Annotated in this window: 14 protein-coding genes; 6 read left to right on the forward strand and 8 right to left on the reverse strand. The window is 71.2% G+C overall.

The window, feature by feature from the left end; genetic code table 11:
* Nucleotides 1-8 precede the first annotated feature (8 nt).
* Together ACFY3I_RS17110 and ACFY3I_RS17115 are read right to left on the reverse strand one after the other, a co-directional pair.
* Nucleotides 9-926 (reverse strand): class I SAM-dependent methyltransferase, encoded by a 918-nt coding sequence (locus ACFY3I_RS17110; RefSeq protein WP_390861253.1) that lies wholly within the window; start codon nt 924-926, stop codon nt 9-11.
* A gap of 155 nt (nt 927-1,081) precedes the next feature.
* On the reverse strand, nt 1,082-1,669 hold the full coding sequence (locus ACFY3I_RS17115) for a helix-turn-helix domain-containing protein (RefSeq protein WP_390861254.1): 588 nt from the start codon (nt 1,667-1,669) through the stop codon (nt 1,082-1,084).
* Between the two features lie 288 nt (nt 1,670-1,957).
* Here ACFY3I_RS17115 and ACFY3I_RS17120 point away from each other — a divergent pair, with 288 nt between their 5' ends.
* Nucleotides 1,958-3,580: an MFS transporter gene (locus ACFY3I_RS17120; RefSeq protein ID WP_390861255.1), complete on the forward strand. Its 1,623-nt coding sequence runs from the start codon at nt 1,958-1,960 to the stop codon at nt 3,578-3,580.
* Nucleotides 3,581-3,705: 125 nt separating this feature from the next.
* On the opposite strand, the gene ACFY3I_RS17125 is transcribed toward ACFY3I_RS17120, so the two are convergent.
* Nucleotides 3,706-4,506 carry a hypothetical protein gene (locus tag ACFY3I_RS17125; RefSeq protein WP_390861256.1) on the reverse strand — a complete coding sequence of 267 codons (801 nt, stop codon included), beginning with the start codon at nt 4,504-4,506 and terminating at the stop codon, nt 3,706-3,708.
* A gap of 185 nt (nt 4,507-4,691) precedes the next feature.
* Here ACFY3I_RS17125 and ACFY3I_RS17130 point away from each other — a divergent pair, with 185 nt between their 5' ends.
* Nucleotides 4,692-5,303 carry a hypothetical protein gene (locus ACFY3I_RS17130; protein ID WP_390861257.1) on the forward strand — a complete coding sequence of 204 codons (612 nt, stop codon included), beginning with the start codon at nt 4,692-4,694 and terminating at the stop codon, nt 5,301-5,303.
* A 122-nt stretch (nt 5,304-5,425) separates the two neighbouring features.
* Here the strand turns inward: ACFY3I_RS17130 and ACFY3I_RS17135 are convergent, their stop codons facing one another.
* Entirely contained in the window at nt 5,426-6,334 is a 909-nt protein-coding gene (locus tag ACFY3I_RS17135; protein ID WP_390861258.1) for a LysR family transcriptional regulator, read from the reverse strand.
* A 131-nt stretch (nt 6,335-6,465) separates the two neighbouring features.
* On the opposite strand from ACFY3I_RS17135, the gene ACFY3I_RS17140 reads away from it, so the two are divergent.
* Entirely contained in the window at nt 6,466-7,170 is a 705-nt protein-coding gene (locus ACFY3I_RS17140; RefSeq protein ID WP_390861259.1) for a type 1 glutamine amidotransferase domain-containing protein, read from the forward strand.
* A gap of 97 nt (nt 7,171-7,267) precedes the next feature.
* Here the strand turns inward: ACFY3I_RS17140 and ACFY3I_RS17145 are convergent, their stop codons facing one another.
* The 3 genes from ACFY3I_RS17145 to ACFY3I_RS17155 form a co-directional block, all read right to left on the reverse strand.
* Nucleotides 7,268-8,830, reverse strand: a complete 1,563-nt coding sequence (locus ACFY3I_RS17145; RefSeq protein ID WP_390861260.1) for a multicopper oxidase family protein — start codon at nt 8,828-8,830, stop codon at nt 7,268-7,270.
* A gap of 541 nt (nt 8,831-9,371) precedes the next feature.
* Complete coding sequence (locus ACFY3I_RS17150) at nt 9,372-10,523, reverse strand: ATP-binding protein (protein WP_390861261.1); 1,152 nt, start codon at nt 10,521-10,523, stop codon at nt 9,372-9,374.
* A gap of 445 nt (nt 10,524-10,968) precedes the next feature.
* A complete protein-coding gene (locus tag ACFY3I_RS17155) occupies nt 10,969-11,625 on the reverse strand; it encodes a TetR/AcrR family transcriptional regulator (protein WP_390861262.1) in 657 nt (218 codons plus the stop codon).
* A 119-nt stretch (nt 11,626-11,744) separates the two neighbouring features.
* Between ACFY3I_RS17155 and ACFY3I_RS17160 the strand changes: the two genes are divergently transcribed.
* The gene (locus tag ACFY3I_RS17160) at nt 11,745-12,965 is read left to right on the forward strand and encodes an FAD-dependent oxidoreductase (protein ID WP_390861263.1); all 1,221 of its coding nucleotides are present in this window, start codon (nt 11,745-11,747) and stop codon (nt 12,963-12,965) included.
* An 88-nt stretch (nt 12,966-13,053) separates the two neighbouring features.
* Nucleotides 13,054-13,740 (forward strand): DUF3159 domain-containing protein, encoded by a 687-nt coding sequence (locus ACFY3I_RS17165; RefSeq protein ID WP_390861264.1) that lies wholly within the window; start codon nt 13,054-13,056, stop codon nt 13,738-13,740.
* Between the two features lie 333 nt (nt 13,741-14,073).
* On the opposite strand, the gene ACFY3I_RS17170 is transcribed toward ACFY3I_RS17165, so the two are convergent.
* Nucleotides 14,074-14,511 carry a DUF2690 domain-containing protein gene (locus ACFY3I_RS17170; protein ID WP_390861265.1) on the reverse strand — a complete coding sequence of 146 codons (438 nt, stop codon included), beginning with the start codon at nt 14,509-14,511 and terminating at the stop codon, nt 14,074-14,076.
* A gap of 323 nt (nt 14,512-14,834) precedes the next feature.
* On the opposite strand from ACFY3I_RS17170, the gene ACFY3I_RS17175 reads away from it, so the two are divergent.
* Nucleotides 14,835-15,629: a peptidoglycan-binding protein gene (locus tag ACFY3I_RS17175; protein WP_390861266.1), complete on the forward strand. Its 795-nt coding sequence runs from the start codon at nt 14,835-14,837 to the stop codon at nt 15,627-15,629.
* Nucleotides 15,630-15,677: the final 48 nt, after the last annotated feature.

Consider the following 15,677-nt stretch of genomic DNA (forward strand, 5'->3'; position numbering starts at 1 on the left):
GCCGGGGGTCAGGCGCGGCGGGCTGCCCAGACGGTGCGCTCGGTGCGAACGGCGAGATCCTCGCGGTGCAGAAGGCAGTTCGGGCCGCTGATGTCGAGGAGCTCGTCGAGTGCGGCCAGGTCCTCGGCGGCGAGGGCGGGTGCCGCGACGGCGCGGATGCGCTGCAGGCTGCCGTAGGCGTAGCGGCCGACAGCCTCGCTGCGCTCACCGGCGATGTCGACCGTGAGGGTGCGCTCGTCCTCGACGGTGAAGCCGGCGGCCGTCAGCGTCGTCCGCCAGTCTGCGCCGCGGTGCGGAACACGCTCGGCGTGGAAGCTGTCGATCGCGGCGTGGACGCGCTCTTCGAGGCCAGGCCGCTTCTCCGGAGCGTGTGCGGGCAGGAAGCGGGGAAAGTCCGTGAGCTCGACGACGGCGAACAGGCCGCCGGGAGCGAGCAGTTCACGGACGCTCGCCAGGGCGCGGTCGGGGTCGGCCATGTGGTGCAGCGAGGCCGAGGCCCACACCAGATCCGGCCTGCCGAGGTCGGGCCAGTGACTGGCGTCGAGGTCGGCCCGCACGGTCCTTGTGCGTCCCTCGACACCGCGGGCGGCGGCCTTCTCGTGCAGGAGCCGCAGGTGTCCCGCCGAGCTGTCGACGCCGGTGACGTGGGCATCGGGGAAGCGTTCGAGGAGCGCGAAGGTGCCCGCGCCGGTTCCGCACCCCAGGTCCACGATCTGACGCGGCTCGCTCTTCAGCGGCAGCCACGCGGTGACGGCCGCCATGTGCTGGGCGAGTACCTCGGCGTCCAGCTCGAGGATCTCTGCCTGACCGCGGTCGTCGTGGTCGTGGCGACTGTCGCGGTCGCGGTCGTGTGCGTGTTCGTGTTCGTGCTCGGGTCGATGGACGCCGTCGTCGTGGCGGGGGGTCTGATGATGCGTGTGGGACATGGCGTCACCGTAGGGTCGACATGCGCCTGCCGCAGGGTTCCTTGCGGAATGCGCAAGAGGATGGCTTGCTGTCCTGCCGGTCACGCAACATCGCCGACCGGGCCGAGGCGCTACGGGTGACCGCGGACGCCCTTCCCGGGGCTCCGAGCGGCTCCTCAGCCGGCGTCGGAGTCATCGGCATCGGCGTACCTCTGGTGACCGCGGCGGGCGTCGCGGTCGAAGATGCCCATGATCTCGCAGGGGCCGCCCTCGGCGCCGATGGCGTGCGGCATCATGGTCGGAAACTCCGCGGCCTGGTTGGTCTCGATGCGAAAGCGCCGGTGGCCGAGCATGAGTACGGCGGTGCCGGACAGCACGACGAGCCACTCGCGTCCGGGGTGGGCGCGCATGCGGGCCGGGTTGTCGGGCGGCGGGTCGGTCATTCGCTGACGCATGACGCTCATGCCGGGGTCACCCTTGACCGGCCAGCGCATCAGGCCGTGCTTGCCGTCGATCATCGGGCTGATGACGACGTCGTCGGCGGCGTTCTCCACGAGCTGGTCCAAGGTGGTGTCCAGCGCGCGGGCGAGGGTGACGAGCTGGTCCAGGGCGAGGCGGCGCTGACCGTTCTCGATGCGGCTCAGTGAGGACTGGCTGAGGTTGGCCCGCCCGGCCAGCTCCTCCAGGGACCAGCCCTGTGCGACGCGCAGTGCGCGGATCCGTTTGCGTACGAGGCTGTCGAGCTGGCCATCTTCTTGCGTCATGGGCAACATCGTATGCCCCTGATGCAAAGCGGGCCTAACGTCGGAGCCGGACGGTCCAGCACGGGGGCCGCGTTCTACGAAAGGGCGCGACATGTCCGCGCGGACTTCCCCCCCGCCTGGCCGCACCGCCGACCGACGGATGACCTCGTCCGCTTCGAGGGCGGTCCGGAGCCGGAGAAGCGCCGTGCGACGGGCCGTCCAACAGTCAGGGCTGCAGCACCCCCAGTCCCACCGACCTGGCGCCGACTTGTCCCGGCGCCGGTCCCGCATGCCATTCGGAAGGAAACGATGAGTACCCACCAGCCTCCCCAGGCGGCCGCACCCGTACCCGGACCCAATACCGGCGGGGGAACGCCGGACGCGCGTCAGCTGCGCGCGATCCTGGTCACCGTCTCGATCGCGCTGATGGCCGTCATCGCCTCGGTGTCCGGGCTGAACGTCGCCCAGACCCACCTGGCCGTCGAGTTCGGCGCCTCCCAGACCACCGTCCTGTGGATCATCAACATCTACACCCTCGCCCTCTCCGCCCTGCTGCTGCCGCTCGGCGCGATCGGTGACCGCGTCGGCCGCAAGCCCATGCTGATCACGGGCCTGATCATCTTCGGCGCCGCCGGCGTGGTGGCCGGCCTCGCCCCGTCTGCCGGGGTGATGATCGCCGCGCGGGTGGCCGCCGGCGTCAGCGCGGCGATGATCATGCCGATCACTCTCGCGGTCATCACCTCGACCTTCCCCGAGGAGGAGCGCGGCAAGGCGATCGGCGTGTGGACCGGCGTCGCCGGAGGCGGCGGCATCCTCGGGATGTTCCTCTCCGCCCTGCTGGTCGACGTCGCCGACTGGCGCTGGTTGTTCGTCCTGCCCGTGGTGCTGTCCGTCGTCGCGCTGGCGATGACTCTGAAGTCGGTGCCCGACTCCCGTGAACGGCCTTCCCATTCCTTCGACGCCGTCGGAGCGGTGGTCTTCGCCATCGCCGTGACCGGCCTCATCTTCGTCCTGCAGGAAGGCCCGGAGCGCGGCTGGACCGCCCTCGTCACCCTGCTCGCTCTGGCCGTCGGCATCGTCGCCGCCACCGCCTTCGTGGCCTGGCAACTGCACCGCCGCGACACCGCCCTGCTGGACGTACGCCTCTTCCGCGAGCGCGGCCTGGCCGGCGGTTCCGTCACCCTGCTCGTCGTCTTCGGCGTCCAGGCGGGCATCGCCGTCGTCCTCTTCCCGTTCTTCCAGGCCGTGCTCGGCTGGTCCGGACTGCTGTCCACCGTGGCGATGATGCCGATGGCCGTCATGATGATGGCGGCGTCGGGGCTGGCCCCCAAGCTGGCCGGCAGGATCGGCGCCCGCTCCACCATGGCCGTCGGTGTCGCCCTGGCCGCGATCGGCCTCGCGTTGATGGCGCTGTTCGTCTCCGTCGACGGCGGGTACCTGTCCATCCTGGCCGGCATGCTCGCCATGGGCGTCGGGATGGGTCTGTCGATGACGCCGTCCACCGAGGCCATCACCGGCTCCCTGCCCCGCGCCAAGCAGGGCGTTGCCTCCGCCCTGAACGACGTCACCCGCGAGTTCGGCACCGCCCTCGGTGTCGCGATGCTCGGCGCGCTCCTGGCCGACGGCTACCGCGGCGCCATCGACGGCAAGCTCGACGGCATCCCCGACGCCGCCGCGGACACCGCCCGCGAGGGCATCGCCAACGCCGTCGAGGTCGCCCCCACGACGGGTGGCCACGCCCAGGCCGTGATCCACGCGGCGCAGCAGTCCTTCGTCGAGGGCTGGCAGCGGTCCATGTGGGTCGGCGCCGCCGTCATGACCGTGCTGCTCCTCTACGTCACCCTGCGCGGCCCGAAGAACACCCGACCCCTCGAACCCGACACCGAGGCGGCCCCCGTGACCGGGGTTGCGGACAGCGTCGCCGCTCGCTGACCCGGCGTTCCTGTGCCGTAGGCGACGGCCAGGACGTGCCGGTCAGGCGGGACTCCGGCGATGCTCGCGAGTCCCGCGTCCCGGCCGAACGCCTCGAAACGCAGGTCCGTCATGAGATCCGCGCGTCAGCGGTGGCCGACATAGGCGACGAGTCCGCCGACGGTCAGGCCCACCGCGCATCCGCTGCGGAAGTATTCGTGGCGCATGTCCGGGGTGTACTGCGCGGCGGTCATCGCGTACGGCGTGCGGACTCCCAGTTGCACACCGCACAGGCACACGACGTGTCCCTGACGCAGGGCGGCGGCCTCCCACTCGGGGTCGTGCGGGACCCAGGTCCGGGAGTAGAGGTCACCGTCCGGCATCCGCAGTTCCAGCCTGGAGTAGGCGTGGCCGAAGTGCTGCCACGGTCCTGGCTGGTCATCGGGTGTCTCGTGCAGTTCCCATCCGGGGATCGAACGCAGGTCGGCGTAGCCGGGCGGCCTGCGTCTCATACCGAAGTAGACCTCGTCGGGGTCGCGTCGCGGTGGTTCGCGCATGCGCAGCTCGTCGAAAACGGTGGGCCGCTTCCTGCCGAGGCGGACCTCGTCGTCGGACGGGGGTGGTTCGGGCAGGCGCAGGTCGGAGAACCCGGGCGGCAGGCGCCGCATGCCGAACAGGATGGCGCCTTCGATCTGCGGTTCCTCGGGTACCTCGTCGAGCGAGGCCGCCTGCGGCACGGCGTACTGGATTCCGTAACCGTTGACGCTCCGGGCCCGCCTGAACTCGAAGAGGGCCGTGGGCATGTGACGCGTCTGAGCGTGATCGAGGGTGACTGTGCCCTCCGCGGTCTCCAGGCCCATCAGCACGCCCTCGAGCCGCAGTGCGGGGTCGTCGCAGAACAGGATCTGCCCGTGGTCGTCGGCCTCTTCGTACTGACGCCTGTTCATCTCCCTCAGTCCTCCGGGTGGTTGCTGCTCGTCGTCCACGGAGCGGACGGTTGGACGTTTATTCATCCTATTGAAGGATCGTTGAACGATCCATACATTGGACGGCGTGCACCACCGGGCCGACGGTCTCGTCGAGGACAGGGGTGAGGGTGAGCGCGGAGGAAGCGGGCCAAGGACGGACAGGCGTGGGCCGGCGAGTGCTGGTGGGCGCCGCGAGCACCGGAGCAGCGCTGGCGCTGTGGGCGATCGTGCGTCTGGTCGCGCGCACAGCCTTCGTCGCGCACGAATCGTGGATCGACGTGCTGGGCGCGTCGGCGATCCTCCTCGGCTGCGTGCTCCTCTGCACGTGCTGGTACGTGGACCTCAGATGGCTCGTGGGTGCGATGTGCCTCTTGGGCGTACTGATCCTGCAGAACCTGGAGTTGGACCAGCGGGCACTGCACCAGCACGGGCGTACCGAACACGTCAGGGTCCGACAGATCGGGTGGTCCGCCGGAGACGGCATGGGCGCCGGCGCCCACCGCTACACGGTCACCGTCATCGACGGCCCGCCGCTGGCACCGATCGAGGAGAACGGGCTCATGGGCTGGAAATGGGTGGTCGGCGGCACGTACGCGGTGACCGTCGATCCACGGGGCGATGCCCCGCTCGTGCGAGGGGGCAGGCCCGGGCCTCCGGTGATCCAGCAGTTCCTGCAGGTCCCGCTCGGCCTCGGCCTGGCCCTCGTCCTGTGGAGGCCCGCAGTCCTGCTCCTGCGCCGACAACGCGTTCCTGCAGTCGGCCCCGCCCAGCCATAAGGAGGCTGTGACCGCGCGGCGCCAGGTGCCGGCGATCTCGCCCGCCCCGGTCCCGGGACCGGCTCCCGGCCGCTCGGCCGCGCTCCTCGGCGCTTTCGGACCTTACGTCCGACCGCCAGAGGTCACAGTGGTCCCCAGGTGGTGGCGTGTTCCAGGAGACGGCGCCGGACGAGTTCGACGGCGGGAGCGGCGGGCTCGGCGCGGGTGACGAGGTAGAGGGTGTTGAGCGGCGGCACCGGGGTGCGGTGCAACTGCTCCAGGGACCCGGCGTTCAGCGCCGGTTCGACCAGGTAGCGCGGAAGGACCGTGATCCCCGCGTCGGCGATCACCGCTGTGAGGACGGCCCGCAGGTCGGGCACCACCACGGACACCGGGTTGGGCGGCCGGCTCCGGAACTCACTGCGCCAGTACCGCCGGATGATGGGCAACTCCTCGGCGTAGGCCACCAGCGGCAGATGCGCCAGGGCCGCGACGGGATCCTCCGCGAGCCGCAGCGGGTCGACGGAGCGGGCCGCCGTCGGAGTGCCCACGAGCAGGAACTCCTCGTCCACGAAGGGCGTCGCGGTCAGTGTGCGCAGCTTCGCCGGCGGACGGACGGAGGACGCCACCAGGTCCAGACCGCCCTCGGCGAGGGAGACGAGCAGCGGCTCGGAGAGACCGAGGGTGATGTGCAGGACCAGCCCCCGGCGGCTGAGCGGGGCGAGCGCGGGCAGCAGCCGGGCCTGGGTGAACTCGCCCGCCGCACCGATCCGCACGGTGCCCCGGCAGGCCGGTTCGCCGGCGTCCTCGGCCAATGCCTGGCGCAGGCCGTCCAGGTGGGGGCCGATGCGGCGGGCGAGCTCGTGCGCCCGGTCGGTGGGGCGGGCACCGTTGCGCGAGCGGGTGAACAGGTCGTCGCCGAGCCGCTCCTCGAGCCGGGCGAGCTGTCCGCTGACGGCCGGCTGCGAGACGCCCAGCGCACCTGCGGCCGCCGTCAGTGAGCCTCGGCGGTAGATCTCCAGGAAGGTGGTCAGCAGATCGAGCTCGGTCACGCAACCACGATACATAAGCAGGCTTATGGAACGAACGTGATGGCAGAGCGGACCTGATGGATGCTGGACGGCGTCACCGACACCGGGACGCACCCGAACCGCGTCCCCGTCCGAGAAGAGGTCCCTTTCCCATGGCGAAGATCCTGATGGTCATCTCGGCTTCCGACACCCTGGTCCTGGCCGACGGCAGCGCCCACCCCACGGGCTACTGGGCCGAGGAGGTCGCCGCCTCGCACCGCGTGCTCGTCGAGGCCGGCCACCAGGTCGACATCGCCACCCCCGGCGGTGTCCGGCCGACGGTGGACCCGGTGTCCCTGGACGAGCGAGGCGGGGTGGATCCGGCCACCGGTGCCGCCCTGCGCGCCTACCTGGAGTCAGTCGAAGCGGATCTGTCGGCCCCGCTCGATCTCGCGGCCGTCCGTGGCACCGACTACGACGCCCTCTTCCTGCCCGGCGGCCACGCCCCGATGGCCGACCTGGCCGCCAGCGCGGAACTCGGCGCCCTGCTGGTCGAGGCGGACGGCCGGGGCGGGACCGTCGCCGCCCTGTGCCACGGTGTCGCCGCCCTGCTCAGCGCGGAGCGCGCCGACGGCACGTTCGTCTTCGAGGGCCGCACCCTCACCGGCTTCACCGACGAGGAGGAGCGCCAGGGCGGTCTCGGCGACGCCGCGCCGTGGCTGGTGGAGAGCCGCCTCGCGGAGCGCGGGGCGCTGCTGAAGACCGGCTCCCCCTGGTCGGACACCGTGGTCGTCGACGGCAACCTGATCACGGGCCAGAATCCGCAGTCCAGCGTCAGCGCGGCCGAGCGGGTGCTCACCGCCCTCCAGGGCGCCTGAGGACCTGGCCGTCGGCGGGACGGCGCGGGACGGGTGCCGGTCCGGGCGCGGCGCGGCCGGCACCACCGTGAAGCAGGCCATCCGGCCGGCGCACCGGTCACGCCGGCGATGAGGAGCGGCGTGGCCCGCCGGACCCGGCAGGGCGCCGGTCTCGGGGTGCCGGCGCAGGGCCTTGCACGTAGTCGACGGTCTGCATCATGCCGAGGTCCTCGTGGTGGAGTTGGTGGCAGTGGGCGATGGTGCGGCCGGTGAAGTCCTCGTACCTGACCAGGAACGTGGCGGACTGGCCGGGTGTACCGCCGGTCAGTCCGACGGTGTCGTGCCAGACGGGCGGGTCGAGCCGTTCGCCGTTCCTGTGGGTGAGAAGGATCTGGTTGGTGTGGAGGTGGAAGGGGTGGTTGAACGCGGGCATGGTCTCGTCGCTGCGGACCGTCCATCGTTCTACGGTGCCCAGGCGCAGGGTGTGATTGATGTGGTCGGGGTCGAACAGGCCGTAGGCCGGGTCGTGGGTGAGGTCGCCGTCGGGATCCGCCGCCGGGGTGGCGTTCGTGCCGAGCATCCGGAAGGCGTTGGGGAAGGCCCCCGTGAAGACGCCGGCGTCGGCGTGGAAGACGACCTCCCGGTCCGCGTCGGGGTTCGCCACCTCCCGCTCGTCGAGGAAGGGTCTTCCCGGCGGCAGTGAGACCGGCAGCGCCATCGGCGGGTCCAGCGGCTCTCCCGTCACCCGGATCGTCATCAGCGGCGCGGGCACTCCGGCCGCCCGCAGGGTGTAGTCGCCGGGTGCGCCGCCCCGCACGAGGACGTCGGCGCGGTTGCCCATGGCCAGATGCACCTGCGTCCTGGGCACCGGTCCGGCGAAGGTGACACCGTCCTGCGCGATCTGGTGCAGGGAAGGCCTGCCGCGCTCCGGGCCGATCGTGAGCCGGAGGGCGGTGAAGGCGGTCGCGGCCACCAGCCTCCACCGCTGGACCTCGCCCGGGCGCAGCGTGAGGGTGGGGTTGACGGCGCCGTTGACGGTGAAGACGGACGGGACACCGGTCATCCAGTGGCCCGACGTGAAGGCGGGGACCTTGCCGTCCTCGAGTTTGAGTTCGCTGACGCAGACGACGACGTCGGCGGCCGCCTTGATCTCGGGTACGTCGTCGACGTCGCCCTCGACGACGATGACCCCGGCCATTCCGCCGGCGATCTGTTCGGCCGTGGATCCGTGCAGGTGGGGGTGGTACCAGTAGGTGCCCGCGGGATGGTCGGCCGGAATGTCGACGACCGTCACGTACCGCGGTTCCGCCGCACCGGCGGCGGCCTCGGCCGCCGTGCGCGGCGCGAACTCGCGCAGGACGTTGTCGGCGTGCCCGGACGGGGAGACGTGCATGCCGTGGGTGTGCAGGTTGAAGCTGTTGGCGTGGTGGGGCCTGTTGTGATCGCCCTCGTGGGGCGGGTTGGGCGGCAGGCCGTTGACGTGCGTCAGCCGCAGCACGTCCCCACCGCGCACGCGCAGAGTCGGCCCGGGAACAGCCCCGTTGTAGGTGCGCGTGGTGACGGGGCCGTAGCCCGGGACGGCGATGCCGGTGAACCGGACGTCGAGGGTGTGGTCGAGCACCGGCGAACCCCGCCCCGGCACCGGCCGTGAGGCGACCACGGCCGGCTGCGGAAACGGCACGGACGGCACCGCCGCGGGCCGTTCGGCGGGGAGCCCGCCCGGGCGCGTTGCGAGGCCCGCTGGGATGGCCTTGAGCACCGATCGACGGCTGATTGCGTTACGTCCTGGCACAAAGCTGGAATCTACATAAATTTGTCGAATCCGCCCGCGAGGCGCAGGCGGGGAGCGAAGACGGCGGCGATCCGGTGGGACCACGGACCATCTCGCGCTTACCGGCGCACGCCGGGCTCGTGCAGCGCCGCCCACCGCCACCCCCGCTCACTGGCACAGAGGCCCGCCGGCTCGCCGCCGACCGCGTCAGGGCGAGCAGGACCGAGCGCACCGAACTTCCCTGAGACCTGCCGGCCCAAGTGCGGCACCCGAAGCGGTGCGGCCCGGTCGGGGGCGAGGTTCCGCGGAGCCCTGTCCGCTGTCATCCGTCTGCGGCCCCGAGCCGCACGGGTCGGCGGTTACGAAGGAAGACGCCGGTCGGTCCGGGTGGAAACGCCGGTGACGGTGCGCCCCCGACGAGGTGCCGGTCGGTGTCCGGGGCGTACTGCTGTCAGTCGCGTGCGGTCATCGAGATCCGGGCCAGAACGGCCTTCGCCCGAACCGGGTTGGCGCGGAGCCAGGCCGTCAGGTGCTCCTGGACGGCCTGGGCGACGCACTCGCGCACGAGTCCGTTGCCCAGTCGGCCGAGGGTGGCCCCCTCGAACTCGGGGTGGTCGAGTTTCACCGACACGACCGCGGTCAGGCCCGCGCACAACTGGGCGTGGGAGAAGTCGGGGTCGGACGGCTTGAGCAACTTCCGTTCCCGGGCGTAGGCGTTGACCGCCGCCGCCAGGCCGTCGTGGAAGCCGAGCTCGTGTGTTCCGCCGCTGGTCGTCGGCCGGCTGTTGGCGTAGCCGGCGATCCGCTGCTCGCGGGAGTCGCACCAGGCGAGTGCCACCTCGACGGTTCCCCCCATCCCGGGGTACTCGCGTTCGAAACCGGTCACGTCCGGGCGCGAGAGGGGGCTCTGCTCCACGACGTGGTCGCGCGGCCCGCCCGGGAAACGGAAGCGGACGCCCCGCGGTGCCGTGGGGTCACGGTCATCGGCGAGTGTGATGTCCAAGTCTTTGTTGAGGAAGGCGAGTTCCCTGCAGCGCTCGGCCAGCGCATCGAACGGGAACTCCAGCGTCTCGAAGATCTCGGCATCGGGCCAGAAGGCGACCGTGGTCCCGCTTCCGTCCGCCGGCCCGGTGTGGGTGGGCGCGGCGAGGACCACGCCTCGCTCGCAGTCGAGCACCCAGCCGGCGCCGTCGCGCCTGACCTCAGCCGTCAGGCGGCGTGACAGTGCGTTGACGACGGCCAGCCCGCAACCGAAGGCGTTGCCGTACAGCGAGCGGCGGTCGGCGGGCCGTGATGCGCAGCAGAGCACGGTCAGCCGGGACTCCAGCGGAGGTCCTTCGGTGTGGCCGGCGTGCTCGACCGGGACGCCCGTGCCGTCGTCGGCGACACGGATGCCTCCGTCGGCGGTGAGGGTGATCTCGACACGGGTCGCGGTGCCGCCGAGGATCTCGTTCAGTGCAGGCTCGGCGGCCTCGAACACCATGTTGTGAAGCCCGCGTTCACCGACCGATCCGATGTACATCCCGGGCCGCCTCCGAACAGCCTCCAGACCTTCCAGAACCGTGATCATGCTGGCGTCGAATCGCGTGGATTCCTCGCTCACGATGTCCCCTCCGAGGATGTCCGACAAAGCACCCCCAGCCTAGGAGATTTTCGAGGAAACACCAGGTCAGGGTAGATTTGGCGCGGTCACTGACGGGCGCTGGAGGCACTGCGGGGAGCGCCCTGGCGGAGCGGTCGGTCCTGCCGGCCGCGATGTCGCGGCGGGCGTCCGGGGGCCGTCCGAGGCACTGTTCCAGGCCGCTGCGGGGCCACGAACTCCAGGTCTTTCCGAGGTTGGGCCGGTGCGGTCATGGGCGACGACTGCGGCGTCCCGCACCGCGCCCAAGTGGCTGCGGATCCGGACGGCTTGGGTGATCGGGCGGCGCCCGGAAGCCCTTGGGTCGGCCCGGGAGGGGGGCGCTTACGAGTGCGGTCGTAGGGCGGTCCGTCCCGCGTCCACGCTTCCTCCCCGCGCCACTCCCCGAGACGGGTGTCGGCCTCGGGAGTCAGCCCGTCTCGTGGCGTGTTGCGAGGTGCGCGACGAGACGGGTGACCTGCTGGGCGAACTCCTCCTGGAAGTCGTCGTCGCCGGCGTCGGCGCCGAAGATCTGGCGGGCGACCTGGGGCAGGAGGACGGGGGCGCTGGCCATGGCGTACACGGCGAGGAGGAGGTGGCCGGCGTCGAGGTCCTCGGGGAATTCACCGTCCGCCTGGCGCGCGCGCAGCTGGGCGACGATGCCGTGCATGAAGTCGGCGCGCCCTTGGCCGTGTCCCTCGATGGCGGCATGCTCACCTGCCTCCGGTGTGTCGCCGAGTCCCTCCCAGGCGAGCAGGCGTGTGATGTCGGCGTTGCGGCCGGTGACCCGCACGTAGTCGCCGGCGATGTCGCTCAGCGATCTGTCGGCGGCCGGCAGGGGGTCCAGGGCGCTGGTGCCGCGCTCCAGGACGGCCTGGTAGAGGCCGGCCTTGCCGTCGAAGTGGTACGAGATCAGCTGCGCGTTCACCCCCGCGGCCTTGGCGATCCGGGTGACGCGGGCGCCGGAGTAACCGTGCGCGCTGAACTCGCCGACGGCGGCGCCGATGATCCGCTCCCGCGTACGTCCGGAATCCCTGCGACGGTCTTCCTCCTGGGGGGCCCGACGGGGGCGTCTGTCCGTTGCCATGGCGGCGAGCTTACCTCCTGACCTGCCAGTTCATCCACTCATGTGATCTGTCATTCATTCATTTGACTTTGTCATCAAGTTGGATGACATTGAAGTGGTCAACCACTGGAGGAGCGGACATGAGGGTTCTGGTCATAGGGGCGGGTCTGGGCGGTCTCGCCCTGGCGCAGGGGCTGTCCCGCGACGGCGTCGACGTGCACGTCTTCGAGCGCCGCGCGGACCGCGGCGTGGGCTTGCAGGGATACGGCCTGCACCTCGACGAGGCGGGCTGTGCCGCGCTGCGGGAGATCCTGCCGCCGGCGAACTGGTCGGAGATCGACGCGCGTGCCGGGCAGGCGGGCAGTACCGCGGGCTTCTACGACCACCGGCTGCGCCCGCTGACCCGCGTCGACAACGGCCGCCGGGGCGGCCGCCGTTCGATCGGCCGCCTCGGCCTGCGCGACGCGCTGCTGGAGGGACTCGACGAACGGCGCGTGCACTGGGGCAAGGAGTTCGAGCGCTACGAGCAGCTGCCGGCCGGCCGGGTACGCGCCCACTTCGCCGACGGCACCCACGCCGAAGGCGACCTGCTGGTGGGCGCCGACGCGAGCAACTCGCGGGTGCGCCGGCAGTACCTGCCCGACATCACCCGCCAGGACACCGGGGTGCTCACCATCGCCGGACGCAGCCCGCTGACCCCCCGGGCCACCGCAGGCCTGCCCGCCGGGATCCTCGACGGCACGCCCAACAGCATCGTGCCCGCCGGGCCGGGCTGGATGTTCGTATGCGCATGGCGCACCGGCACTGACCAGGCCTCCGGGCACACCGGCGACCACCCGTACGTGGTGTGGGCCTACATCGCCGACCGTGCCTCCCTGCCCGCCGACGTGACGCGGCGGACCCCGGCCGCCCTGCGAGAACTGGTGCTCTCCCGCATCCACACCTGGTCACCCGCGCTGACGACCCTGGTCGCCCGGTGCGCCGTCGACTCGGTCGCCCCGATCCCCCTGCGGAGCATGCCCGAACTGACCCCCTGGCCCGCAGGTAACGTGACGCTGCTCGGCGACGCCATCCACAACATGACCCCGATGGCCGGCGTGGGCGCCAACACCGCACTGCGGGACGCGGCCGAGCTGCGTCGCGCACTGGGAGACGTCACCTCTGGCCGCCGGGATCTGGTGACGGCCGTCGCCGCCTACGAGACCCGGATGCGGGCCTACGCCAACCCGGCGGTGGCCGCCTCGCTGCGCAACGCGCGCAACGCGGGCAACGCGGCTCGCCTGCCGCGCACCGCCTTCCGCACCCTGCTGCGGGTCGCCGACCGGGTTCCGGCCGTCAAGCGCGCGATGTTCGCCTCCTGACCGCGCCCCACCGCGCCCCACCGCGCCCCACCGCGCCCCGCAGTCTCCCGCCTCCCCGCTCCTCTCGGCGACCTCGAAGGACACGAACATGAACCAAATCCGTCCAGTCGGCGGGACCACCGACGTGGGTTCCGCCCAGCACCCGCCATCCGTTCCCACCGAGACGCAGGCCCCCCGCGCCCGCCGGGGCGGCTGGTGGCAGAAGGCGGCCGGCGTCCTGGTCGCGGCCTTTCCCACCATCGCGTTCCTGGTGGCCAACGCCACGGCGTCGCTGACCGCGGGACTCGTCGCCGCCGCGGTGGCGGCCGCGGCCGCGTTCGCATGGCGGCTGATGCGCAGGGAGAAGGTCCGCCAGGCAGTCATCGGCCTGGCGACGGTGACCGTGTGCGCCACGGTCGCGGCGCTGACCGGCGAGGCACGTGGCTTCTTCCTGGTCCCGGCCCTGATCCCGTTCGTCGTGCTCGCCCTCTGCTGCGTCAGCGTCATGATCAAACGCCCGCTGACCGGTGTCCTCCTGAACAAGGTCATCGGTGGGCCGTCCGGCTGGCGCTCGATCGCGCCCCTGCGACGCGTCTACACCGTCTCGACCTGCGTCTGCATCGCCGTCAACATCGTCAACGCCATCCTGCAGGTCGTCTACTACCGCTCAGACGAACCCGTCGTCCTCGGCATCGTGCACATCGCCACCGGCCCGATCTTCGCCGCGATCGTGGCGGCCACCGTCACATTCGCCCGCCGAGCCATATCCTCGCGCATCCCCCACACCGCTGGGTGACCCGCAGCGGGTGACGGACGCCTTCCCGCTCGGACGAATCCCGATGGAACCAGCGACCGGCAGGGTCCTGGGCCCCGCCGCCGTCCTGCCCTCGGGTCCGACGGCACGCTACCGAACACGGCTCCGGTGTCCGAGCGGGACACCGGAGCCGTGTTCGGTCGCCGGCCGTGTCAGTCGGTAGGGACGTCGCCCGGGTGACCGTGACCTGACCGGCCTTCAGTTCGGGCAGCCGCCGGGCGCGGCGCCCCTGCTCTCCGGTCATCACGCGGGGACGGCCAACGCGGGCGCCACGAAGACGTGTTCCGCCACCCCCTGAGCCTTGCTGGAACAGGCTCAGTAGTAGATGGTGCACCACTTGGAGGTGTTGTCGTCGGCGTAGTAGTAGAAGCACGCGTGGGACGTCGTTCCGGCGTCGTTGACCATCGGCGTCCAGCCGTAGGCCCCGTACGAGTAGCGGACCTGCTCCTGGCCCGTGTTCTTGGTCGCGACCCAGAATTCGGTATCGAGATCGGCGCCGACCACCTTCGCCCACGCGGCCCGACACGTGGGGCTGTAGTCCAACTTCACGTACTTGGATCCCGAAGCGGGCACCCTGTCGATCATCTGGGCGTCGTTTGAACACCCCGTGCTGTCAGGGTCCTTGCCGTAGCAGCTGCTCGCGTAGCAGCCGGCGGAAGCGGAGGCGGAGGCGGACGGTGCCGCGACGAGCGTACCGCCGGCGACGAGAAGTGCGCTGGCGGACATCAATGCCAGCCGTGAGCGGGTGATCATGTGTACCCCTTTCTGGGACGGGTTGCCTTTCCCGGCGGCTACGTCGTCCGCACGGCGAAACGGCGTGGATATGCCTGAGTGAGCTTCTCGACGCGCCCGGGTCGATCGCCATATGTGCCGGGCGTCCCGTGATGTCTCGGGACGTCCCGGGCCCTGACGTTCGGGAACGCGTGTACGGCGACGGCCTGCTCGGGAAATCCCGCCGACCCGTCTTGGCGGGCGTGGCGTCGGTGGCCGGATTCAGGTGACGAGGCGCGGCCTCGCAGCGGTGGGGATGGCAGACGAGGCCAGGCATCCAGGAGACTCATGCGCAGGGTGATGTCATGAGATGGAGAGAACTGCCCGAGACCTTGGGCCCCGACGGCCGACGTCTCGTGTGGGAGCTGCGGCGGTTGAAGGACCACAGTGGTCTCACGCTGCAGATGCTTCAGACGAAGACGCCCTTCAGCGGTTCATCCTGGGAGCGGTACCTCAACGGAAAGGCGCTGCCGCCCGCGGCCGCCGTGGAAGCCCTTGCCGGCCTGTCCGGTGCCGATGCCTCACCGTTGCTGGCCCTGTGGGAGGCGACGCAGGAGTCCGGTGCCGCTACGGAACGCCCCCATTGTGAGCGTGAAGGCGGCTCGACGTCCGCCCCGCAGGTCGCCGCTCCTCTTCGACTTCCCCCCGCCTCGCCGCCGGGCCCGGGCGAAGCCGGAGAGCACGATCGGGAGCAGGGGGAGGTCCGTTGGACGGTCCTGTTCCTCGTCGGCGGCGTCCTACTGCTCTCGGCCGGTGTTTCCGGGTGGCTGATGGCCGACCGCCCCGACGCTGCCGGCCACCCCGTGGGGAGCGCCACCGGAGTCGGCAGGTACAGCTGCGCCTATGTCCGGCACGGAGATCTGATGCTCGCCGGCAACAGCACCACCAACTCCGACCTCGTCGCGCTGAACAGCACGGGGCCCGAGGTGGCGGAAGCCCAGTGTCTCCTGCGCCGTCACCACCTGTCGCCGGGTGACGTGGACGGCTACTTCGGCAAGCGGACGGAAGCACAGGTGAAGACGCTGCAGCAGCAGGACCACGTCTATCCGGACGGAATCGTCGGCGAGCAGACATGGTCCTTGCTGCGCAGCGTGGAGTGACCGCGCACCGCGGCGAGGAAGGAAATCGATGACTCCCTTACCCCGGAG

It is taken from the genome of Streptomyces sp. NPDC001068, from assembly GCF_042897315.1.
GTDB lineage: Bacteria > Actinomycetota > Actinomycetes > Streptomycetales > Streptomycetaceae > Streptomyces.